We start from the raw sequence: 24,209 nt of genomic DNA, 5'->3' as shown, positions 1-24,209 counted from the left end.
GTGCTGCAGTTCAACAAAATGACGCGCCGTTGATTGAATCAGTGCCGAGCCCTGCTCGCCGCGAATTTGGGCTTGCGCCGATATGCGTTTAGTATCCGGCATCCACTTCTTCTCGCAGGCCGGCGTCATGTCTATCAACTGGATTTGCAAACACCATACCGACCTTGGAAAAGAGCAGCTGTACGCCATTCTGCAACTGAGGGCGCAGGTGTTCGTGGTGGAGCAGAAATGCTGGTATCTGGACGTCGATGGCCAGGATTTGCTGGGCGATACCTGCCATCTCATGGCTTGGCAGGATGATCAGCTGGTCGCCTACCTGCGCCTGCTGGACCCGATTCAGCAGAACGGTGACGTGACCATTGGCCGCGTGGTGACTGCACCATCGATGCGCAACAAGGGCATGGGTCATGAATTGATGGTTCAGGCGCTGAAACACGCCGAACTTCAGTGGCCGGACCAGCCGATATTTCTCTCGGCCCAGGCGCACTTGCAGGGTTACTACAGCCGCTACGGCTTTAATCCGGTGGGCGAGGTGTACGTCGAGGACGGCATCCCGCACATCAGCATGCGTCGCGATCTGGACTGATCCGGCGCGGGGACCCTGATGTCCCTCGCAGGACCGGCTTTAGCCGGAAAAAGCTCTAGAATCAACGCCCCTGACACGAAGTCACGGATACCCGAGCACCGTCTTGATGGCCTGCAAATTGCCCTCGATCCAGCGGCGGTCAATCGCGCCCCAGTCATGAATCCGGTAACCGCCGGCATGATTGCGGCCGCCATCCAGTTGTTCGAATTCGCAGACGATGTCCAGATCAGCCAGCGCCGCGATGGTGTCCTGGGCCGTGCGACGGGGCATGCCGGTGACGTCGGTCAGTGCCGGTACGCTGCTGGCGATGCCGCTGTCGATCAGATACGCCACGTACAGGCGGCGGTAGAAACTGCTCTTGGTCTTGCTGACGTCCATTAAAACTTCCTTGAAAAGCGCTAGCGGCTGATCAGCGCACGGCCGTCTGCATGTCCCGCCAGGTCAGGTAGATGCGCAGGTCGAATTCCAGCTGGTGATAGCCCGGCTGCATGTGTTCGCACAACTGATAGAACGCCTTGTTGTGGTCCGACTCCTTGAAGTGCGCCAGTTCGTGGACCACGATCATCTTCAGAAACTGCGGCGCGGCCTCCTTGAACAGCGCAGCCACGCGGATTTCCTTCTTGGATTTAAGCTTGCCGCCCTGCACCCGCGACACCGTGGTATGCAGGCCCAGCGCGCGGTGTGTCAGGTCCAGGCGGTTGTCGAACAGCACTTTGTCGATGTTCGGCGCGTTGCGCAGGTATTCCTGCTTGAGCGCCAGCGCGTAGGCGTACAGCGCCTTGTCGCTCTGGATTTCGTGGCGATCCGGGTAGCGCTGCTGCAGATAATCCGTCAGCCGGTCCTGCGAGATCAGCTGCCGAACCTGATCCTGCAGGCCTTCGGGATAAGCCTGCAGGTATTTGAGCGGCATGGGGGAAGTGACAGTCATGGTCGGATCGGGTCGCGGGAAAAACGCGAGTCTACCGCGTCAGTCCTGCCCGAGCAGCTGTAACGCGACCGGCAGATCGACCGGCTCGACAAAACGCTCTGCCTCCAATGGCGGCATCGGATGAGCAATCAGGAAGCCCTGAATGATCTGACAGCCGTTGTCGACCAGCCACTCATACTGCTCGTAGGTTTCGACGCCTTCGGCAATTACCTCAATATCGAGCATGCGACACAGGTCAATGATGCTGCGTGCGACGGCCAGATCGCGGGACGATCCCAGCATGCCGCCAATGAAGTGCCGGTCGAGCTTCAAGGTGTCCAGATCGAGGTTGCGCAGATGGGCAAGGGAGCTGTCGCCTGCGCCGAAATCGTCCAGCGACACACGCACGCCGATGTCATGCAGGTCCTGCAGTTGCTTGCGGCTGTGAACCAGGTTGTGGACCAGCGACGGCTCGGTGATCTCGACTTCCAGTTGCCGGGGTTTTAGGCCGTGTATCTGCATCGCGCGCTGCAACTCGGCCGCCAGATTCGGCAGGCTGAATTGCGCAGGGCTCACGCTGACGCTCATGACCAGATCGTCCGGGAAGACGTCGCTCCAGCGTTGGCGCTGCGCCGCACCCTGCTCGAAAATCCAGCCGCCGAGCTTGTTGATCAGCCGCGTCTCCTCCAGCAGCGGAATGAACACGCCTGACGGCACATCGCCCGCGTCCGGATGATGCCAGCGCAGTAGCGCTTCAAAACCCCGCGTCTTGCCGGTGACCACGTTGACCTGCGGCTGGTAGACCATGGAAAAGTCTTTGCCATCGATCGCCGTGCGCACACTCTCTTCGAGCATCAGACGGGAGCGTGCGCGGCCATTCATGTACTGATCGAAGAAGCGGTATTGCTGACGCCCTGCGCGCTTGGCTTCGTACATCGCAATATCCGCCGCGCGCAGCAGGCCATCCAGATTGGTGCCGCAGTCCGGGTAGACCGCGATGCCGATACTCGCGCCGAGTGTGGCTTCGACCCCGTCAATCATGCGCCGTGCAGACACCCTCTCGATCAGCTTTTCGGCGACCTTCGCGGCATGTTCGGGGAAATCCAGTCCGTCGATGACCACCACGAACTCGTCGCCGCCCATGCGCGCGAGCACATCGTAAGGGCGCAGGCAGTCTTTCAATTGCGCGCCGACCCACTGCAACACCTGATCGCCCGCATCGTGGCCCAGGGAATCATTCACATCCTTGAAGCCGTCGAGGTCCAGGTACAACACGACCAGGTATTTGCCCGCATGCTCGTTGCGCAACAGCATCCCTTCGACGGTCTGATAAAAGCCGCGGCGGTTGAGCAGCCCGGTGAGGGAGTCCGTCACGGCCTGATGTTCGAGCTGACGATAGAGGTCACGCACCACTGACATGTCGAGCACGCTTAGCACCATCGCACGCTGCTCGGCGGGCAGCGGCGCGCAGGACAACGCGACCGGGACCTGACGCCCCTCGGGCGTTCGCAGCACGGCGTCATGGACGCGATAGGTATCGGCACGGCGATAGTGATGATAAAAGCCGGAATCTGCCCATTCGCCAACGCTGGGCTCGTGCAGGTAAGTGCACAACCCGGTGCCGCGCAGCTCTCCGTCGGTCATGCCCAGCAACCGGCAGATCGCCGGATTGGCGAAGCTGATGACGCCGTCTTCAGTGACGACAAGGATGCCTTCGGCCACGTTGGCCAGCACCGAGGCGTTGAACGCCCGCGCCGATTCCAGCTCGCGGCTCAGCTTCTGCAGGGCACGCCGATTGTGCTGCTGCTCCAGAAGCGCCTGAACCTTGGGCCTGAGAATATTGGGATCGAAGGGTTTGAACAGGTAATCGACTGCGCCGCTGGCGTAACCCTTGTGCACCGAGTCGCGGGATTGTTCGTTGGCGGTGAGGAAGATGATCGGCGTCAATCGCGTTCGCAGACTGCCACGCATGAGGCGAGCAACTTCGAAGCCATCCATGTCCGGCATCTGCACATCCAGCAGCACCAGATCGACATCTCGGTCCAGCAAAATACCCAACGCTTCCATGCCTGAGGCGGCGGTGATGATTTCCCGGTCCTGGCGCTGCAGTACCGCGCACATGGTCACCAGATTTTCCGGATAATCGTCAACAACCAACAATACTGATTTGCCACTGGGTGGCAGGGACTGCGCGCATTCCATGCTGCTACTTATCATTCACTTTACTGCCCGGGGAATGGCCCCGCTGATGGACTGATTGGCCACTACTCTAGCTTCGATTGAAGAAAAAAGAAGGCAGCCATAGTAGTGCGATTCGAAAAGTGCCATCCAACCGACTAACGGTAACGGCGCTCAATGTCAGGAACACCCTGAGCTGCAGCGAAGATAGCGGCACTTTGACGTCAACCATCCGACAGATTCGCGTTAACAAATGCGTCGTGGAACCGTATAAAAAGCCGCCCCCAACCCCCTTTCGCCCGCAACTTTGCTGGCAATGAGACATATCGGACGACTAGACATGATTGATTTGGGAACATGGAATCTGAGCATTCCAGTGGGCTCGCCCCCCGCCACCATCGAGACACAACAACTGCTTCAAGGTTACGACGGCAAATACTTCAAGTCCGGCTCATCGAACATCACATTCTGGGCTCCGGTTACCGGAAGCAAGACCGCTAATGCGATCTACCCGCGCACCGAGTTGCGCGAGACCTGGTCCAACGGCACGCTGCACAACTGGTACTACCAGGACGCCGACAATTATCTGAATGCCAAGCTCAAGGTTCTCCAGGTGCCATCTTCAGGCAGGGTCGTCATCGGTCAGATCCACGTCTACGACAGCACGCAGCCGCTGTTGAAGCTCGAATATCAGTACCTGGAAGCGACGCACATGGGCAACATCGTCGCCAAGGTCCGCTACCACCCCACCGACAAAAAAGCGCGCGTGATCACGGTGGCGGAAAACGTGAGCCTGAACGAGACGTTCAATTACGTCATTCACCTCAATAAAGCCGGGTTGCTCAGCGTGACCGCCCACGGCATGGCCTGGAACGACCGGATCAGCGCCACCTGGAGCAAACAGCAGCTGTACTTCAAGGCCGGTGTCTACACCCAGGACAACACTGGCTACACCAGCGAAGGCGGCAAGACCATGTTCTTCAACCTGGACGCCGACCACAACAAGAGCTGATGCGCTCGCAAGGGAGCCCGAGCGCCAGTGTCGCTCGGGCTCTTGAACAGGCAGCCCTTATGCCGCCCTGTATTCTTTTTCCGCTGCTTCAAAGCGCGTCAGCATGCCCGGCGTAGGGCCTTTGCCGATTACGCTGAACAGCACGATGGCGATGCTGGCGAAGATGAAGCCGGGGATGATCTCGTACAGGCCCAGCAGTTCGAAATGCTTCCACACCACGACCGTGATCGCGCCGACCAGAATCCCCGCCAGTGCGCCGTTGCGGGTCATGCCCTTCCAGATCACCGAGATCAGCACCACCGGCCCGAACGCGGCGCCAAAGCCGGCCCAGGCGTAGCTGACCAGACCCAGCACGCGGTTTTCCGGGTTCGCCGCCAAGGCGATCGCAATCAGCGCCACCAACAGCACCATGGCCCGGCCGACCCACACCAGCTCAACCTGGGACGCGCTTTTGCGCAAAAACGCTTTGTAGAAGTCTTCGGTCAGCGCACTTGAACAGACCAGCAACTGGCAGCTCAGAGTGCTCATCACCGCCGCAAGAATGGCCGAAAGCAGAACGCCAGCAATCCACGGATTGAACAGGATCTTGGCCAGCTCGATGAAGACGCGCTCGTGGTTTTCAGTCACCGGACCGGCCACCTCAGGGTGCGCCGAGAAGTAGGCGATGCCGAAGAAGCCCACCGCGACGGTGCCGCCCAGGCAGAGGATCATCCAGGTCATGGAAATGCGACGGGCCTTGGCGATCGACCTGACCGAGTCAGCGGCCATGAAGCGCGCCAGGATGTGCGGCTGACCGAAGTAGCCCAGGCCCCAGCCCATCAGCGAAATGACGCCGATGAAAGTGGTGTTCTTGAGCATGTCGAAGTTGCTCGGGTCCTGGGCTTCGATGGCCATGAACGTGGTGTCGATGCCACCGGTCGCCAGCAGCACGATGATGGGCGTAAGGATCAGCGCGAAGATCATCAGGGTCGCTTGTACGGTGTCTGTCCAGCTGACTGCCAGGAAGCCGCCGACGAAGGTGTAGGCAATCGTCGCCGCAGCGCCTGCCCACAACGCGGTTTCGTAGGACATGCCGAAGGTGCTCTCGAACAGCCGCGCGCCAGCGACGATGCCGGAAGCGCAGTAGATCGTGAAGAACACCAGAATCACGATGGCGGAAATCACCCGCAGCAGACCGCTGTTGTCTTCAAAGCGGCTGGAGAAGTAATCCGGCAGGGTCAGCGCATCGCCGTTGTGCTCGGTCTGTACCCGCAGGCGACCGGCAACGAACAGCCAGTTCAGGTAGGCGCCGACGATTAGCCCGATGGCGATCCAGCCTTCCGAGAGACCGGACATGTAGATCGCGCCCGGCAACCCCATGAGCAACCAGCCGCTCATGTCCGATGCACCGGCCGAAAGCGCCGTGACCACACTGCCGAGGCTGCGCCCGCCGAGGATATAGTCAGAGAGATTATTGGTGGAACGGTAGGCCATGAGTCCTATGAGGACCATCGCGGCGATGTAGATCACGAAAGTGATCAAGGTAGGGTTGCTGACACTCATCGGTTAGGTTCCGGCGTTGTTTTTATAGGCGCGAGCAGAGCGAAGTCCTCCTGAGGCATCAGGTTCGCGATTGGCCGTTCGCGTGTGTTGCGGGCTGGCGAGAACCTCGCCGCTGCACACCGCTTGAATGCACCAAAGCGGCGCATCCTAGAGGACACTCTGACGCAGGTGCAACCCGAAAAACGCCACTCCATGGCTTTTTTACAATTTAGATCAAAGTGCCATATACCCCGTATTTGCAGGGCAACAGCCAGCTAGAGCCTTGGCCAAGCAGGCACCCGAACCGGGCGAGGCCAGGCCAGCTCGACTCAATACAGGGCACTTTGGAAACACTTTGAAAAAAGGGGTTGCACCCGGTTGCACCCTTTCGATCCCGCGGCTAATCTTGCCGCAGCTAAGCCACATGACCGTGGCTGTCATGAGGATAAGAAATGGCCACCACCACCCTCGGTGTCAAACTCGACGACCCCACCCGCGAGCGATTGAAAGCGGCGGCGCAGTCCATCGACCGGACGCCCCACTGGCTGATCAAGCAGGCGATCTTCAATTATCTAGAGAAGCTCGAGGGCGGTGCGACCCTGAATGAACTCAGTGGTCAGGGTGGCAAAGACGCCGATGATCAGGGTGATCTGCCCGCCGACAACGCCCATCAGGCGTTCCTCGAATTCGCCGAAAGCATCCTTCCCCAGTCTGTTTTGCGCGCCGCCATCACCTCCGCCTACCGCCGTCCCGAGCCTGAAGTGGTGCCGATGCTCATCGAGCAGGCGCGGCTGCCTGCGCCAATGGCCGAGGCAACCCACAAGCTCGCGGCGTCGATCGCTGAAAAGCTGCGCAACCAGAAGAGCGCCGGTGGCCGCGCCGGTATCGTCCAGGGCCTGCTGCAGGAATTCTCGCTGTCATCGCAGGAAGGCGTGGCGCTGATGTGCCTGGCCGAAGCCCTGCTGCGCATTCCTGACAAAGGCACCCGCGACGCATTGATCCGCGACAAGATCAGCACCGGCAACTGGCACCCGCATCTCGGCAACAGCCCGTCGCTGTTCGTCAACGCCGCCACCTGGGGCCTGTTACTGACCGGCAAACTGGTCAGCACCCACAACGAGGCGGGCCTGACCTCCTCGCTGAGCCGCATCATCGGCAAGTCCGGCGAGCCGATGATCCGCAAGGGCGTCGACATGGCCATGCGCCTGATGGGCGAGCAGTTCGTCACCGGCGAGACCATCGCCGAAGCTCTGGCCAACGCCAGTAAGTTCGAGGCGAAAGGCTTCCGTTATTCCTACGACATGCTCGGCGAAGCAGCACTGACCGAGCACGACGCGCAGAAATACCTGGCGTCCTACGAGCAAGCCATCCACTCGATCGGCAAAGCCTCCCACGGTCGCGGCATCTATGAAGGCCCTGGCATCTCCATCAAATTGTCCGCGCTGCACCCGCGTTACAGCCGGGCGCAGTACGAGCGCGTGATGGATGAGTTGTACCCACGCCTGCTGTCGCTGACCTTGCTGGCCAAGCAATACGACATCGGCCTGAACATCGACGCCGAAGAAGCCGATCGCCTGGAGCTGTCGCTGGACCTGCTTGAACGCCTGTGCTTCGAACCGCAACTGACCGGCTGGAACGGCATCGGTTTCGTGATCCAGGCGTATCAGAAGCGCTGCCCTTATGTGATCGACTACGTCATCGACCTGGCCCGCCGCAGCCGCCATCGCCTGATGATCCGTCTGGTGAAAGGCGCGTACTGGGACAGTGAAATCAAGCGCGCCCAGGTCGAGGGCCTGGAAGGCTACCCGGTCTACACGCGCAAGGTTTACACCGACGTTTCCTACATCGCCTGCGCACGCAAACTGCTCTCGGTGCCGGAAGTCATCTACCCGCAGTTCGCGACCCACAACGCCCATACGCTGTCGGCCATCTACCACATCGCCGGTCAGAACTATTACCCCGGTCAGTACGAGTTCCAGTGCCTGCACGGCATGGGCGAACCCTTGTATGAACAGGTCGTCGGCAAAGTCGCCGATGGCAAGCTGAACCGACCGTGCCGCGTGTACGCACCGGTCGGCACCCATGAAACGTTGCTGGCGTATCTGGTGCGTCGACTGCTGGAAAACGGCGCCAACACCTCCTTCGTCAACCGCATTGCTGACCAGTCGATATCCATTCAGGAACTGGTTGCCGATCCCGTGTCCAGCATCGAGCGCATGGCCACCCAGGAAGGCGGGTTCGGCCTGCCGCATCCACGCATTCCGCTGCCGCGCGACCTGTACGGCAGCGAGCGCGCCAATTCCGCCGGCATCGACATGGCCAACGAACATCGTTTGGCATCGCTGTCTTCTGCCCTGCTCGCCACGGCGCACAACGACTGGAAGGCGGGCCCGATGCTGGGCAGCCCGGTCAGCGCTGGCACTGAAACGCCGGTCCTGAACCCGTCCGATTTGCGTGACGTCGTTGGCCATGTACAGGAAGCCAGCCTGGAAGACGTCGATAACGCCCTGCTCAGCGCACTCAGCGCCGGACCGATCTGGCAGGCGACGCCGCCGGCCGAACGTGCCGCAATCCTTGAGCGCGCCGCGGACCTGATGGAAGCCGAAATACAACCGCTGATGGGCTTGCTGGCTCGCGAAGCCGGCAAGACGTTCGCCAACGCCATCGCCGAAGTGCGCGAGGCTGTGGATTTCCTGCGCTACTACGCGGTGCAGGCACGCAACGATTTCAGCAACGACGCTCACCGCCCGCTGGGCCCTGTGGTGTGCATCAGCCCGTGGAACTTCCCGCTGGCGATTTTCAGCGGTCAGGTGGCGGCAGCCCTGGCGGCCGGTAACCCGGTCCTCGCCAAACCTGCGGAACAGACACCGCTGATCGCCGCGCAGGCCGTCCGCATTTTGCTCGAAGCCGGTATTCCCGAAGGCGTGGTGCAACTGCTGCCGGGCCGCGGTGAAACCGTCGGCGCGCGGCTGGTGGGCGATGATCGCGTCAAGGGTGTCATGTTCACCGGTTCCACTGAAGTCGCTCGCTTGCTGCAACGCAACGTCGCTGGCCGTCTCGATGCTCAGGGCCGGCCGATTCCCCTGATCGCTGAAACCGGTGGCCAGAACGCGATGATCGTCGACTCCTCGGCGCTGACCGAACAAGTGGTCATCGACGTGGTGTCCTCGGCGTTCGACAGCGCCGGCCAACGCTGCTCCGCACTGCGTGTGCTGTGCTTGCAGGAAGATTCAGCGGACCGCGTCGTCGAGATGCTTAAAGGCGCAATGGCCGAAAGCCGCCTCGGCAACCCGGAGCGCCTGTCGGTGGACATCGGCCCGGTGATCGATCAGGAAGCCAAGGCCGGCATCGAGAAACACATTCAGGCCATGCGCGACAAAGGCCGTAATGTGTATCAAGTCGCCATTGCCGACAGCGACGAGATCAAGCGCGGCACCTACGTGATGCCGACGCTGATTGAGCTGGACAGCTTCGACGAACTGCAACGGGAAATCTTCGGCCCGGTCCTGCACGTCGTGCGCTACAAGCGTCGTGAGCTGGATCAACTGATCGCGCAGATCAACGCCTCCGGTTATGGCCTGACATTGGGCGTACACACGCGCATCGACGAGACCATCGCCAAGGTGATCGACAACGTCAACGCCGGGAACATGTACGTCAACCGCAACATCGTCGGCGCCGTAGTGGGTGTGCAACCGTTTGGTGGCGAAGGTTTGTCGGGCACCGGCCCGAAAGCCGGTGGCCCGCTGTATCTCTACCGTTTGCTGTCGACGCGTCCCGCCGATGCCGTGCAGAAATCCTTCGCCGCCCGCGATGCGCAACAGGCGCCGGACATCCGCATGCAGGAGGCGATGCTCAAGCCGCTGCATGCGCTCAAGGCTTGGGCAAGCAGCCAACAACTCAGCGATCTGGAGGTGTTATGCAGCCAGTTCGCCGAGCAATCCCAAAGCGGCGTGACCCGCACGCTCATGGGCCCGACCGGCGAGCGCAACAGCTACAGCATCCTGCCGCGTGAGCACGTGCTGTGTCTGGCCGAAGATGAGACAGATCTGCTGGCGCAACTGGCCGCAGTGATGGCGGTGGGCAGTATGGCAATCGTGCCGGACGTTGAACCGGCCAAGTCGCTGCGCAATCGTCTGCCGAAGGATGTGCAGTCCCGCATCAAGCTGGTTGCCGACTGGAACAAGGACGCGGTCGCCATTGACGCGGTATTGCACCATGGCGATTCCGATCAACTGCGCGCTATCTGCGAACAGGTCGCTCAACGCAGCGGCGCGATCATCGGCGTTCACGGGCTTTCCAAAGGCGAAACCAACATTGCGCTGGAGCGTCTGGTGATCGAGCGTGCACTGAGCGTCAACACCGCGGCAGCGGGCGGTAATGCGAGCCTCATGACCATCGGCTAGAGGCCTTCGCGGCCAAAGCCGGTCCCACTCAGTGCACGCGCTATTCAGTGGAATCGGCTTCAGCCGGGAAGAAGCCAGTGCGGGCGCCATCCGTTTTGCGATGGCGCCGATGCATTCTTGCCGTTTGGTGGCCGTTTGAGCGCCCCATCACCCGCATCAATCATCCTGTTCACCCCTTCTCCTCGCCCCTAGACTCGACAGCATTCCCAAGAAAGGTACGCCGCCATGTCCGAGACGCTGCTCAGTTCCCGCAATCTGGCTTTCGAGCTGTATGAAGTGCTGGACGCAGAGGCGCTGACTCGGCGCGAGCGTTTTGCCGAGCACAGCCGGGAAACCTTCGATGCAGCGATCAGCACGGCGCGCAACATCGCGGAGAAATACTTCGCGCCCCACAACCGCAAAAACGACGAGAACGAGCCGCGCTACGAGAACGGTGCAGCGGTGCTGATTCCGGAAGTGAAACCCGCCGTGGACGCCTTTCTCGAGGCCGGGTTTCTGAACGCCGCCCGGGACTTCGACGCCGGTGGCATGCAATTGCCGACCCTGCTGTCTCAGGCCTGCTTTGCCCATTTCCAGTCCGCCAATGCCGCGACGGCGTCGTACCCCTTCCTAACCATGGGCGCGGCGAATCTCATTGAAAATTTCGGCACCGACGAGCAAAAGCGGCGCTTTCTGCAACCGATGATCGAGGGCCGATTTTTCGGCACCATGGCCCTGACTGAGCCCCACGCCGGGTCGTCGCTGTCGGACATCCGCACACGCGCCGAGCCTGCGGAGGACGGCAGCTATCGCCTGCGCGGCAACAAGATTTTTATCTCGGGCGGCGATCACCCGCTGTCCGAAAACATCGTCCATCTGGTCCTCGCCAAACTGCCCGACGCACCCGCGGGGGTGAAAGGCATTTCCCTGTTCATCGTCCCGAAGTTTCTGGTTAACGACGACGGCAGTCTCGGTCAGCGCAACGACGTCATTCTGGCCGGGCTGTTTCACAAGATGGGCTGGCGCGGCACCACTTCCACGGCGCTGAACTTTGGCGACAACGGCAACTGTGTTGGCTATCTCGTGGGCAAGCCGCATCAGGGCTTGAGCTGCATGTTTCAGATGATGAACGAGGCACGCATCGGCGTCGGCATGGGCGCGGTGATGCTGGGTTATGCCGGTTACCTGTACTCGCTGGAATACGCCCGCGAACGCCCCCAAGGCCGACTGCCTGACAGCAAGTCACCGGACGGCGCGCCGGTGTCCATCATTCAGCACGCCGACGTGAAACGCATGCTGCTGACGCAAAAAGCCTACGTCGAAGGCTCGTTCGACCTGGGCCTGTACGCCGCTCGGCTGTTCGACGACACGCAGACGGGCGACAGCGAGGACGTGCGCAAACACGCCCACGAGCTGCTTGACCTGCTGACGCCCATCGTCAAATCCTGGCCTTCGGAGTTCTGCCTGAAGGCCAACGAACTGGCGATCCAGATTCTCGGCGGCCATGGCTACACCCGTGAGTACCCGGTGGAGCAGTACTACCGCGACAACCGCCTAAACCCGATTCATGAAGGCACCCACGGCATTCAGTCCCTGGATCTGCTGGGACGCAAACTGGCGCAGAACGGAGGCGCGGGGCTCAAGCAACTGATTCGTCTGATCGCTGACACCTGTGAGCGGGCCCAGGCCCATGAATCGCTGACGGTATTGCGCCAACCGCTGGAGCAACTGGTCGCTCGCCTGCAAGCGGTGACCCTCGGCCTACTGACCGATCTGAGCCAGGGCAAGGTCAACGCGACGCTGGCCAACTCGGCGCTGTACATGAAAGCGTTCGGGCACGCGGTGATTGGCTGGCGCTGGCTGGAGCAGGCGATTCGTGCGCAGGAGGGGTTAGAGAAGAACAACGAAGCCGACACTGACTTCTACAAGGGCAAGTTGCAGGCCGCCCGGTACTTCCTGACGTGGGAAGTACCGGGTTGCCATCATGAGCTGGCGATTCTTGAGCGCCGGGATGACGCTTGTCTGTCGATGCAGGCGGGCTGGTTTTAAGCCCGCCACATGACAGCCGCAGCGACTCGCTCGCGCTAAGCGTTGATTCAAGCCCCTGGTGCCTTCCAGGAGTTTTCGGCGCCCGGAAAGATTCTGAACCGTGAAGCAAACGGGCGATAAAACTCTTTTACCCGATTCAAGCGTTTGTAGTATTCGGACGCGTAGACATTGGTATCCATTTTGAACCCGTCGTCGAGCAGGTCGGCATAATCCGGCCGGGTTTCCTTGAGTACATCCAGAAACAACCTGGGCCCCGTGACTTCCGAGATCTGCGTCATGTAGGCGGTCATCGCCGCCTTGGATTGATGTCGGGAAGACGTCAACGCTTCAAGGGCGGCGTATTGTCTGGTGAACCGGGTATGAATTTCCCACTCCATTTCCCTGAACACGGGATTGCCGGGGCGGCTCGCGAAATGACTGTTACCGGGGCCTTTGAACGACAACGTCGGGCTTTCCAGTGTGCCGCCCACCAGCACGTCATGGGGTCCCGCCAGCAGATCGGCTCCCGAGAATGAGCGACCGATGACGTCGTCGCAGTCCATGTAGATGCCGCCGTACTCCCTGATCAATCGATACCTCAAGATATCCGAGGCTGCGGCAAAGTTTTCCAATTCTCCTCGGCGAAAGCAGGAAAACGCTGTCGAGGTGTGCGGGTCGTTCATGAAGCCCTCGAAGAAGGGCTCATCCTGCAGCCTGGAAATGGTCATGTTGGGAAAGTCGGCGAACGCATTCTGCAATTGCGCGGGGGGGTACAGACCGTCAGACGCTGCCGTGTCGTCAATATCCACATGCATCGTGAACTTAAGCTCGGGACTGATTCGCATGTTGGATTTGATGTTTTCGATGAGCGATTCACTCGGCAACCGCCGGCCCAGCCAGACTTGGTGCACCATCTGCTCGACCGGCTCTGCATTGGCAGGAACACCCGGCAGGCGCCGGAAGGTGTAGAACACGTCACGCACCCCTGCCCTCAAGCTATCCCTGACCCTCAGATAATCCGTCTCGGTCCCTGTGCGCCAGCGGCCCTTATTGTCCAGCCAGAGAAACCGCTCGTTACTCGATTCCCAGCAGGCTACCTCAGCGTTGTAAGCGACCTTGGTCCCCTCAGGAACGTTGTTGGCGAAGTATCGAAGTACCTGCTTTCCTTCCTCGTTCTCTACCCACCTCATTTCGATGCCGTCCATGGGGATCTCGACCGTCACGGGTGGCTGGGCGCGCGTGAGTGTGATTTCACCCCGTTCGCCCGGCAGTGCCGTCTGGGGCGACTCCTCAATGAAACCGGCGCCGCCGCGCAGGCCGGGACGCAGGTCAATGTCGGAATAGAAACCGCTCGCGGGTTTAACGTAAGGCCCCTTCACCTGCGGATCTTCCGCCGAGAAGATGCGGTACTGCCCGACCTTCTCGACGGGCTCCACCGGATACACCTTCGCGTGCACACGGGCGAAGTAAGCTGTCTCGCCGGGGGCGGGATGCTCGACTTTATAGACGGCTCCAAGGTCGTCCACTTGCCAGGCGCCAGGGATGTCACCCAGCGCGGCCCCGTATTCAAAGCGGGCCAGTGACGCTCTCAGGGCCGGCTGCAGCGAACGCAAACCCTCCGGCTCCACGCCAAACGCTTTGATGCTGTCGTACGTATTAGTGCGGTGGGCTTTGAGCGCGATGCGATCCTGCACTTCCTGACTCAGCCGTGCCTGGCGATCACTCGCCGACTCGCTCGCCTGCGCCAGTTCCTCTTCAATACTTTCAGCCTGCGCTCGTTGTTGCTGCTGAACAGCCACCGCCTTTTCCTCGGGACTTCGATCAGCAATCATTTGCCCGATTTCATCCACAGCATCAGAGGCCGTCTCTTCCGCCACACGGGTGGCAGCCGCCGCCAGCCTGCTCGAAGCCGCTGCTCCGCCGATGACAGCGGGTACCGCATTCAGAACGCCGAACACAATGCGGTCCACGCCGTCTTGCCGCTCTTCAAGGGTCCTGCCTTCAATGACCTCATCGATGCCAAGCCCGACCAGCGCCACGGACATTGCGGCCAGTGGAATCCAGAGCGCCGGCACCGCCATTGCGACAACACCGGTCACTGTTACGGCCCAGTACAACACCTCCGCCGATATCTCTTTGTTGTAATCCGCCTGGCTACGGATCAGTTGATTGCCGTCGGATTCAAGTCGGCTCTGCACGTTGTATTTGAAGTGGGAAAAAGGCCAGGGTGAAAGGGCATCGCCGAGGTGGATGATCTTCGCCGGGGCCCAATGCCCCGTTTTCACGTCAAGTTTGTGCGGAAACGCTGCGAGTCCTGCCAGGGTCTGGTGAAGTCCGGTGTAGGTGAAACCGTCGGCCACGTCTTCCACCTTGAAATGCCCTTCAAGGGCCTTCCTTCGACGTGGCCCCTGGCACTGCAGCGCAATCCAGCTTCGTAATTCGGAAAGATGCTGGAAGGCGTGAAGGGGCGACGAGTTGCCAGGGATGTACATCACCAGCCTGTCGGTGTGTTCGTCTCTGATGACGATGATGTCAGTGGCGACGTACCGATACAGAATCAATTCCCGAATCGTCACGTCATGGGGCAAAGGCGCGTCGGCGAATGCTCTGAACGTCAATTCGTCCCAGGTCTGATCCGGCGTCAGGCCAAGCGCTCGCAAGACCAGCTCTTTATCCTCAGCGCTCAGGGAACCCTCCTGATGCTGTACGAAAGCGGATTTCAACAGCGCAGCTTTGATCAACAGGTTGTAATCATCACCATGGCGATGCCAGAAGCGCTTGAGCGAGTCCTGATAGTGGGACTGCAAATCGAAGTCCCACACATATCGTTTGAAGTCCTGTGGATCGATCGCCATATGGGTCGATCTGTCATAGCGCTGGGGGCTGGTCTTGCGATAAATCGCCTCATAGGCCCGGCACGGTCCGAGGTCCAGACGTCCCTCAACGACGCGCGCCGGATATCCGACTTCCTTGTAAGGGCTCAAGTGCCCGAGATGATTGAAGAACTGTCCGTTGCCGTTTTGCTGCCAGTCCCGCATGAAGGCCTCGGTCAGGGTCATGGAATAAGCAACCTTTGCCCGGCCCGGTTCCTTCTCCCATTGATTGATGTACAGCGTGGTCATCAGCAGTTCGTCCGGATCCGCCTCTGCGGACACATGCTGGAACAGATAGGCTTGCGCTTGGGTGCGTGCATACTCACGCGGCGACTCATAGCGCACGTGCTGCTGATCGAGCCAGTCGCTCAGCAGCGTGGCGTCAGCGTCTGCGTCGACTTCGTTCCCGGGCGCCGGCTCGATGGGCCACCCGTTTTCGTCGCGCGGCACACGTGGCTCATTCCAGCCACTGTCTTCCCAGTCCTCGCCTCTCTGGTCTCGCCAGCCCGAGACTCGCGACATGCCGCGACTTCGCCGAAGCTCGTCAGCCCTGCGCTCCAGAGCGGTCGTATCCTTTCTGTCTTTCATAACCCGACATCCTGTCAGTGAGTGAGTCCGTAGAGTCCACCGACAGGCACGCAGGGCCGCTATAGATAATTATTGCTTACGAAATGTGCAGACTGTTCAGGGTTGTTGAATCGGAAAGAAACGATCGACCAGCACCCGCCCGGCACTTCCCAATCGCGCCACATAACCCTGGCGACTGAAAGGCTCAGCGGTCCGCATGTCGAGCAATTTTCGGCCCGTGACTGGCCCGGTGACTTCACGCAGCTGGACTTTTATGAACCGGTAGAACGTCCCGATGACGTGTTCGATGCTGTCGATCTGAAAGTAGTGGCCGGGTAAAAAAATAGCCTCGGCCTCTTCCGGACTCGCGGAGAACGGCGCGATCGGGGTTGCGCTCAAGTACTGTTTTTCCGGCAGTACGAACACCACGCTGGTGTCGTCAAAGCGGATCGGCGCACTCGTGGCACTGGCATGGGCGCCGCCCTGACTGCTGGCAAAGGTGCGCGCCTGATACGGGTTTTCGCTGAATGAGGTGATATCGGTGTTGACCAGCACATCGCCCACGCTGACGTCGCCGGTACGGAAGAAGGCGCCCGACGTACCACGCGCCCCACTGCCGCCTCGATACAGCGCGACGTCATTGTTGTACCCCAGCGTGGTGACGTCCTCGGCAAGCCTTTGCACCATCGCCACTTGATCGGAATAGGTCGCCACGCCGGTTCGCAAGAACCGGTTATACGCATCGTCCTCATGGGTGTAATGCTTGATGGAAGCACCGACATATTCACCGTCTGCGGTCTTGAACACGCGATGTTTGGCCCCCCACTCATCAAAATGCACCTCTTCACCCTCGGAATCAGTGGCGATAACCTCTTCGGGCTCCATGCAGAACACCTCGACCACTGCCTTTTGCCGGGCCAGCGCCGCCTCCGAATAAAGCTGCTCATCGAAAAGGTTGAGCTGCATGAAGCGGTCCCAGAACGCCGATTGCACATTGGCAATGGCCGTCGTGGGCGGCGGACTGATCGTCACGGCGCCAGCGTCCATGGGTGCACCGCCAGACAAGCCCGGGATCGGAAGCCGTTCCCAGCCGCCTTGCACACTGAAGCGGACCGGGCATCTGCCATGGAACGCAAACGGATTCTGGGGATCGATGATGACCCAGCTGCCCAGGCTTTGATCGAAGTTCAAACGATGCGCTCGCCCTTCGATGACCGCCCATGCTTCTCCACTGCTCAGCCGGTATGACCCTTGGTAGGGCCCTTCCTCCAACACAGGCGCCAGCGATTCGAGGACGACGTTGTCGCTCATGCCCGACAACGGATCGGTCGCCAGGAGAGCCGGCATCGCATCGGCGCCTGCATCCAGCCCCAAAGGGCTTGATGCCTTCATGGTCTCCCGCACGTCAGTCCCCATGCGCGTCAGCAGCGGCAGGTTCAAGAACAGATAAATAGCGCTGGCGATGGCGCCCAAAATACCTCGCCTGCGTTGTTCGGCGCTTTTACCGTTGACCGCCTGATCGATATTCAACCCCGTGCTGATCAGGCTCGCGCCCACCACAGCCAACGCCAGCGGCCAACCCAGCGGCGCCAGATTGCCGAGCACGGACAGAAAGGCGTTCAGGTAGCCGAGCCAGATCTGCTTGCGAAGGTCGCTGTTATCGGTAAGCAGGGTGGTGGCGTCAGCGGTCATGTCATGACGGGCGACATCTCGCAGGTAGACGAACGGATCACCCGAGATCGGCGCTGTTCCGCGATTGAGGAGGCGATTGGCTCCAGCGTCGTCGTGATCATTGCTCAGCAGCCGAGCCACATCGCGCTGGAATGCAGCGCGGTGCGTCTCCCAGTCACTCGCCGAATGCAGAAATCGGGCGCAAAAAACCGCCCGAGTTCTGATGGACAGGAACTGCGCCTTCAACCACTCGTACATTTGGTGGTGGGTATCGAAGCAGTAGAACGGCGTTTGCGCACCGCAGACATACAGGATCTGACGTCCGTTTTCATCGACGATACGCAGAATGTCCCGAGCCTTGAACGCGCCCAGTTCCAGATGAAACACCGACACCGCTGACGTCACAGGCATTGGCTCACGCAACTGCGCGAGGGTTACAGGCCCCGGCCCGGTCGCCAGGACGCTGCGCAGCATCTCGAAATCCGTGGCTGACAGCTGGTTTCTGCTCAGGCCTTCTCCTGCAGACCCCAGGTAGCGAACCTTGGCAAGCACGCAGAAGTTGTCGCCGTGCTGCGCCCAGAACCTGTCCATTTTGCGGCGGTAGCCCGCACTGAAATCAAGGGCCCAGAAATCGTTGAGCACCTCTGCCGGGAGCATGCGCACTTCATTCCGTTCGTCATAAAAGCCATGCTGCGGACCGTCGGTGTAGAAACCGCCATACACCGCAAGCTCGTCGGGGGCTTGCTGCTCGCTTGCGTTGAAACGACGAATCACCAGTTCGGTCATCGTCATGGATTCCATCGTAGCGCCAGCGTGCTTCCATCCGGTAAAGGAGCGCGAACTGCTGCTGGCGCTGGAGAACCGATGCCAATACACCCGATCGGGGTCCAGATGCTTACCCGTGTGCCTGAAAATGATGCTCTGGGCAGCGGATCTCGCCAGTGCATTGAGATCGGGATAGTCGGTGACGTAACGGCTGGCTATCAGTTTGAGCTGACGTTCATCCGATTCGGGTAATGGGTGGGCTTGTACGTTCATGATGATCACTTCTCCTGAAATAGGAGCCAGAGGTGATCAGAGTTGGCAGCGCGGGCTGGCATAAATATGTATTGCTGCTGTCATCCGGGAACGGATGTGATCAGCGGCCTGCGAGTAACAGGCCCGTTGCACGGCCATTAGCCTGCCCATCTGGAATTACGCTTTGACAGCCAAGCAATTCAACAGGTTAAATCCCTTGGCACGCGGACTGCATGGTCAGGTCGCGCCCTCGTTTGTTCGAATTCGTTTTCTGGAGTACCGCCCTTGGATGCTACGACCATCAACAGCCTGTTCCTGATCGGCGCGTTGCTGGTGGGTGCAAGTATTCTGGTCAGCTCGCTGTCCTCCCGCCTTGGCATTCCCATTCTGGTGATCATCCTCGCCGTCGGCATGGTGGCCGGCGTCGATGGCGGCGGCATCATCTTCGATAACTACCCGACGGCCTATCTGGTCGGCAATCTGGCGCTGGCGGTCATTCTCCTCGACGGCGGCCTGCGCACGCGGGTGGCGAGTTTCCGGGTCGCACTCTGGCCAGCCTTGTCCCTGGCGACAGTCGGGGTGCTGATCACCACGGGGCTGACCGGCATGGTCGCCGCCTGGTTGTTCGATCTGAACATCATTCAAGGCCTGCTGATCGGCGCCATCGTCGGTTCCACAGACGCCGCCGCCGTCTTCTCGCTGCTGGGCGGCAAAGGCCTGAACGAACGGGTGACCGCCAGTCTTGAGATCGAATCCGGCAGCAACGACCCGATGGCGGTGTTCCTCACCGTCACGCTGATCGACATGCTGTCCAGCGGCCAGACCGGCCTGCACTGGAGCCTGCTGGGCCATCTGGTTCAGGAGTTCGGCATCGGCGGGATCATCGGGCTGGGCGGCGGCTGGATCATGCTACAGCTAGTCAACCGGATTAATCTGGCCAACGGCCTGTATCCGATTCTGGTGGTCGCCGGCGGTCTGGTGGTCTTCGCACTGACCAACGCCATTCACGGCAGCGGCTTCCTCGCGGTGTATCTGTGCGGTCTGGTGTTGGGCAACAAGCCTATTCGCAGCCGCCACGGCATCCTGCACATGCTCGACGGCATGGCCTGGCTGGCACAGATCGGCATGTTCCTGGTGCTGGGCCTGCTGGTCACGCCCCACGATTTGCTGCCGATCGCGCTGCCAGCCCTGGGCCTGGCGCTGTGGATGATTCTGGTGGCGCGGCCGTTGTCTGTGCTGGCGGGCCTGCTGCCTTTCCGGGTGTTCCACGGTCGCGAAAAAGCCTTTATCGCCTGGGTCGGGCTGCGCGGCGCGGTACCGATCATTCTGGCGGTGTTCCCGCTGATGGCCGGTCTGCCCCATGCGCAGCTGTATTTCAATCTCGCGTTCTTCATCGTGCTGGTGTCGCTGTTGGTTCAGGGCACCAGCCTGCCGTGGGTGGCGAAATGGCTGAAAGTGACGGTGCCGCCTGATCCGGCGCCGATTTCCCGCGCAGCGCTGGAAGTGCATGTCACCAGCGAGTGGGAGCTGTTCGTGTATCGCCTGGGCGCCGAAAAGTGGTGCATCGGCGCCGCGTTGCGTGAGCTGAAAATGCCCGAAGGCACGCGGATCGCAGCCCTTTTTCGTGGTCAGCAACTGCTCCACCCGTCGGGTAGTACGGTGCTGGAAGTCGGCGATCTGCTGTGCGTCATTGGTCACGAACATGACCTTCCCGCCCTCGGCAAGCTGTTCAGCCAGGCGCCGCAGCGCGGTCTGGATCTGCGCTTCTTCGGTGACTTCGTGCTCGAGGGAGACGCTGAGCTGGGGGCTGTCGCGGCACTTTACGGTCTGAAACTCGACGGGCTGGACCCGGGCATGCCGCTGAGTCAGTTCATCATTCAGAAGAATCGCGGTGCGCCGATCGTGGGCGACCAGATCGAATGGAATGGAACTATTTGGACCGTCGCGGTTATGGACGGGAACAAGATCCTCAAAGTGGGCGTCAGATTCCCCGAAGGAAGCAGCCCGGGGCCCGCGCTGTTCCTTTAAACTGCCCCCCATTTCTGCTCGCTCGACCCGGTGTCTATGTTCACGCTGCGTAACTTTTTTGCCTCGGCCCTGCTTGGGCTTTGCCTGTCGTCCGTACCGGCGCTTGCCGCCGATACGCCTCCCCTGTCCAGCGAGGCCGTCCAGCGCAGTCTGGACAAGATCGCCGACCGCAAACTGAACCCTGACGACCAGAAAGCGCTGCAGCAGGTGCTGGAACAGACGCTGACGTTCCTGTCCAGCCAGAAGGACAATCAGCAGAAGCTGGAGGATCTGAAAAAGCAGCTTGCCGACGCGCCCCGCCAGACCGCCGAAAACCAGCGCGAGTTGGTCAAGCTAAAGGCCAGCAAAGTCATTCCGGTCACCCAGCGCTACGCCAATCTGGACGTGCCGCAGCTTGAGCAAGTGCTGAGCCAGCGCAGCGCCCAGCAGGCTGACCTGCAAAAAGCCCTCAACGACGCCAACAGCCTGACCATCACCGCGCAAACCCGGCCCGAGCGCGCCCAGGCCGAGATCAGCAGCAGCCAGACGCGCATCCAGGCCATCAATGGCATCCTAAAGTCGGGCAAAGACGGCGGCAAAACCATCAACGCCGACCAGCGCAACGCGTTGAACGCTGAACAGGCCTCATTGAACGCGTTGATTGCGTTGCGTCGTCAGGAGCTCGCCGGCAACAGCCAGTTGCAGGACCTGGGCGGCAGCCAGCGCGACCTGCTCACGGAAAAGGTCAATCGACAAGATCAGGAAATCCAGGACCTGCAGACGCTGATCAACGAGAAGCGTCGCGCCCAGTCCCAGGAAACCGTGACGCAGTTGTCCCTTGAAGCGCAGAAAGCCGGCGGCAGCAGCCTGCTGGCGAGTGAAAGCGCGGCCAACCTCAAACTCTCCGACTACCTGCTGCGCGGCACCGACCGCCTCAACGAGCTGACCCAGCAGAATCTCAAGACCAAGACCCAGCTGGATGCCATCACGCAGACCGACCAGGCGCTGGACGAGCAGATAAACGTGTTGAGCGGCAGTCTGCTGCTGTCGAAAATCCTCTACAAACAGAAGCAATCCTTACCCAAGCTCAAGCTCGACAGCGGCCTGGCCGACGAAATCGCCGACATTCGACTGTATCAATTCGAGGTCAATCAGCAGCGCGAGCAGATGAGCAGCCCGAGCGCTTACGTCGACACGTTGCTGGCGACGCAGAAGCCCGAAGACGTCACACCCGCACTGCGCAAGACGTTGCTTGATCTGGCCACCACGCGGAGCGACCTGCTGGAGCGGCTGAACCGCGAGCTGAGTGCGCTGCTCAACGAATCCATCACCCTGCAGCTCAATCAGAAACAGCTGGTCAGCACGGCCAACAGCCTGCGGGCCACCCTTGATGAGCAGATGTTCTGGATTCCGAGCAACAAGCCGCTGGACCTGGAGTGGTTCGAGCGCATCCAGCCACGACTCGTCAAACAGGTCACCACCCTGCCCTGGACGTCCAGTGTCAGCGAACTGTATGACGGGCTGACCCAGCGCCCACTGATTTTCCTGCCGCTGTTCCTGGTGATCGGCGCGCTGATGTGGAAACGCAAGGCGCTGTACGACAAGCTCAATCGCCTGCACGCCGACATCGGCCACTTCAAGCGTGACCGGCAATGGCAGACGCCGCTGGCGATTTTCATCAACGTGCTGCTGGCGATGCCGTTGTCGCTGACCCTCGCGGTATGCGCGTTCGCGTTGCAGATCGACGCCCGCGGGCAGAACGTCAATCTGGGTTCGGCACTGCTGCAAGTGGCGCTGGCCTGGCTGGTGTTCTACACCGCTTACCGGATTCTCGCGCCGGGCGGAGTGGCGCAACTGCACTTCCGCTGGGAAAAACCGCAGGTTGAATTCCTGCGCGGCTGGATCCGGCGCTTGGGTCTGGTGGTGCTGGCGCTGGTGACGGTGGTTGCGGTAGCCGAGCACGAACCCTCAGCACTGGCCGACGACGTGATCGGCATCGCGGTGGTGCTGACCTGCTACGCGCTCATGACCTGGCTGCTCGCGCGCCTGTTGCTAACCAGCCCGACCCACCGCAGCGCTTCGCTGTTTCGCCGCGCCGTCGGTCTGGCCTTCACTGCCCTGCCCGTCGCGCTGTTCGTCGCCGTGTGCTTTGGCTACTACTACACCGCGCTGAAACTCAGTGATCGCCTGATCGACACGCTGTATCTGCTGATGCTGTGGCTGGTCATCGAAGCCGCTTTCGTACGCGGGCTGAGCGTCGCCGCGCGCCGTCTGGCGTACCAGCGCGCACTGAGCAAGCGTCAGGCCGCGAAAGAAGCCGGCGAAGGCGAGACGCTGATCGAGGAGCCGACGCTGGACATCGAGCAGGTCAACCAGCAGTCGTTGCGGCTGATTCGTCTGGCGCTGATTGCCGGCTTCATCGGCGCGCTCTACTTCGTCTGGGCCGACCTGATTTCGGTGTTTTCGTACCTCGATAACATCACGCTGTACGAGTACACCAGCGGTACCGGCGCCAACATCAGCATGGTGCCGATCAGCCTCGGCGACCTGATCGGCGCCCTGGTGATCATCGGCATTACCTTCGTGCTGGCCGGCAACTTGCCGGGCCTGCTGGAAGTGCTGGTGCTGTCGAAGCTCAACCTCAAGCAGGGCAGTTCGTACGCGACCACCACGTTGCTGTCGTACACCATCGTCGGCGTGGGTTTTGTCTCCACGCTATCGGCCCTCGGCGTGAGCTGGGACAAGCTGCAATGGCTGGTGGCGGCGCTATCGCTGGGCCTGGGTTTCGGCATGCAGGAGATCTTCGCCAACTTCATCTCCGGGATCATGATCCTGTTCGAACGCCCGGTGCGGATCGGCGACACGATCACCATTGGCGCCCTGTCGGGTACGGTGAGCAAGATCCGCATCCGCGCGACCACCATCACCGACTTCGACCGCAAGGACATCATTGTCCCGAACAAGACGTTCATCACCGGGCAACTGATCAACTGGTCGCTGACCGACACGATCACCCGCGTGACGCTGAAGCTGGGCGTGGATTACGGCTCGGATCTGGACCTGGTGCGCAACCTGCTGCTCAAGGCCGCCCGTGACAATCCACGGGTCTTGAAAGAGCCCGAGCCGATTGTCTACTTCCTCAATTTTGGTGAAAGCACCCTGGACCACGAGCTGCGCATGCACGTGCGTGACCTGGGCGACCGCAACCCGGTGCTCGACGAAATCAACCGGTTCATCAACAAGGAATTCAAGAAGCAGCACATCAATATCTCGTTCCGGCAGATGGAGGTTTACCTCAAGAACATGCAGGGACAGGAGTACAAGATGGTGCCCATCGAGCCCGAGCAGAAAACCATCACACCGCCCGCTGCCGTGCCCCCGGCGCCAAAAGATGCACCGGAGCCGCCCGAAGCCAAACTCGACTGACCGGTAAAAACCCAGCAGAATGGTCGGACAT

The 24,209-nt window shown here is 60.7% G+C and carries 12 protein-coding genes; 6 read left to right on the top strand and 6 right to left on the bottom strand.

All coding sequences use genetic code 11. The features are described from left to right. The first annotated feature begins 127 nt into the window (after positions 1-127). Complete coding sequence (locus IFT47_RS15130; RefSeq protein WP_192130954.1) at positions 128-586, top strand: GNAT family N-acetyltransferase; 459 nt, start codon at positions 128-130, stop codon at positions 584-586. A gap of 81 nt (positions 587-667) precedes the next feature. Here IFT47_RS15130 and IFT47_RS15125 read toward each other — a convergent pair whose 3' ends face one another. The 3 genes from IFT47_RS15125 to IFT47_RS15115 are packed head-to-tail and all read right to left on the bottom strand — an operon-like array spanning position 668 to position 3,710. Next, positions 668-964 carry a winged helix-turn-helix domain-containing protein gene (locus IFT47_RS15125; RefSeq protein ID WP_192171163.1) on the bottom strand — a complete coding sequence of 99 codons (297 nt, stop codon included), beginning with the start codon at positions 962-964 and terminating at the stop codon, positions 668-670. A 31-nt stretch (positions 965-995) separates the two neighbouring features. After that, positions 996-1,514 (bottom strand): YgjP-like metallopeptidase domain-containing protein, encoded by a 519-nt coding sequence (locus IFT47_RS15120; protein WP_192171164.1) that lies wholly within the window; start codon positions 1,512-1,514, stop codon positions 996-998. Positions 1,515-1,553: 39 nt separating this feature from the next. Continuing rightward, entirely contained in the window at positions 1,554-3,710 is a 2,157-nt protein-coding gene (locus tag IFT47_RS15115) for a putative bifunctional diguanylate cyclase/phosphodiesterase (protein WP_192171165.1), read from the bottom strand. A gap of 301 nt (positions 3,711-4,011) precedes the next feature. On the opposite strand from IFT47_RS15115, the gene IFT47_RS15110 reads away from it, so the two are divergent. Then, on the top strand, positions 4,012-4,683 hold the full coding sequence (locus tag IFT47_RS15110) for a polysaccharide lyase family 7 protein (protein ID WP_192171166.1): 672 nt from the start codon (positions 4,012-4,014) through the stop codon (positions 4,681-4,683). 57 nt (positions 4,684-4,740) lie between these two features. On the opposite strand, the gene putP is transcribed toward IFT47_RS15110, so the two are convergent. Continuing rightward, entirely contained in the window at positions 4,741-6,225 is a 1,485-nt protein-coding gene (putP, locus tag IFT47_RS15105; RefSeq protein WP_192171167.1) for a sodium/proline symporter PutP, read from the bottom strand. Positions 6,226-6,656: 431 nt separating this feature from the next. On the opposite strand from putP, the gene putA reads away from it, so the two are divergent. Both putA and IFT47_RS15095 read left to right on the top strand, forming a co-directional pair. Beyond that, complete coding sequence (putA, locus tag IFT47_RS15100; RefSeq protein WP_192171168.1) at positions 6,657-10,610, top strand: trifunctional transcriptional regulator/proline dehydrogenase/L-glutamate gamma-semialdehyde dehydrogenase; 3,954 nt, start codon at positions 6,657-6,659, stop codon at positions 10,608-10,610. Between the two features lie 225 nt (positions 10,611-10,835). Further along, entirely contained in the window at positions 10,836-12,638 is a 1,803-nt protein-coding gene (locus IFT47_RS15095; RefSeq protein ID WP_192171169.1) for an acyl-CoA dehydrogenase, read from the top strand. A 47-nt stretch (positions 12,639-12,685) separates the two neighbouring features. Here IFT47_RS15095 and IFT47_RS15090 read toward each other — a convergent pair whose 3' ends face one another. Beyond that, positions 12,686-16,078, bottom strand: a complete 3,393-nt coding sequence (locus IFT47_RS15090; protein ID WP_192171170.1) for a dermonecrotic toxin domain-containing protein — start codon at positions 16,076-16,078, stop codon at positions 12,686-12,688. 96 nt (positions 16,079-16,174) lie between these two features. Next, positions 16,175-18,766 (bottom strand): dermonecrotic toxin domain-containing protein, encoded by a 2,592-nt coding sequence (locus tag IFT47_RS15085; RefSeq protein WP_192171171.1) that lies wholly within the window; start codon positions 18,764-18,766, stop codon positions 16,175-16,177. A gap of 264 nt (positions 18,767-19,030) precedes the next feature. Here IFT47_RS15085 and IFT47_RS15080 point away from each other — a divergent pair, with 264 nt between their 5' ends. Both IFT47_RS15080 and mscK read left to right on the top strand, forming a co-directional pair. Next, complete coding sequence (locus tag IFT47_RS15080) at positions 19,031-20,773, top strand: potassium/proton antiporter (RefSeq protein ID WP_192171172.1); 1,743 nt, start codon at positions 19,031-19,033, stop codon at positions 20,771-20,773. Between the two features lie 36 nt (positions 20,774-20,809). Then, a complete protein-coding gene (gene mscK / locus IFT47_RS15075; RefSeq protein WP_192171173.1) occupies positions 20,810-24,178 on the top strand; it encodes a mechanosensitive channel MscK in 3,369 nt (1,122 codons plus the stop codon). Positions 24,179-24,209 lie beyond the last annotated feature (31 nt).

Origin of the sequence: Pseudomonas sp. CFBP 13711, assembly GCF_014842265.1 — a bacterium.
Taxonomy (GTDB): domain Bacteria; phylum Pseudomonadota; class Gammaproteobacteria; order Pseudomonadales; family Pseudomonadaceae; genus Aquipseudomonas.
Note: the sequence above shows the minus strand (reverse complement) of the source record. Positions and strands in the feature narration are given on the sequence as shown.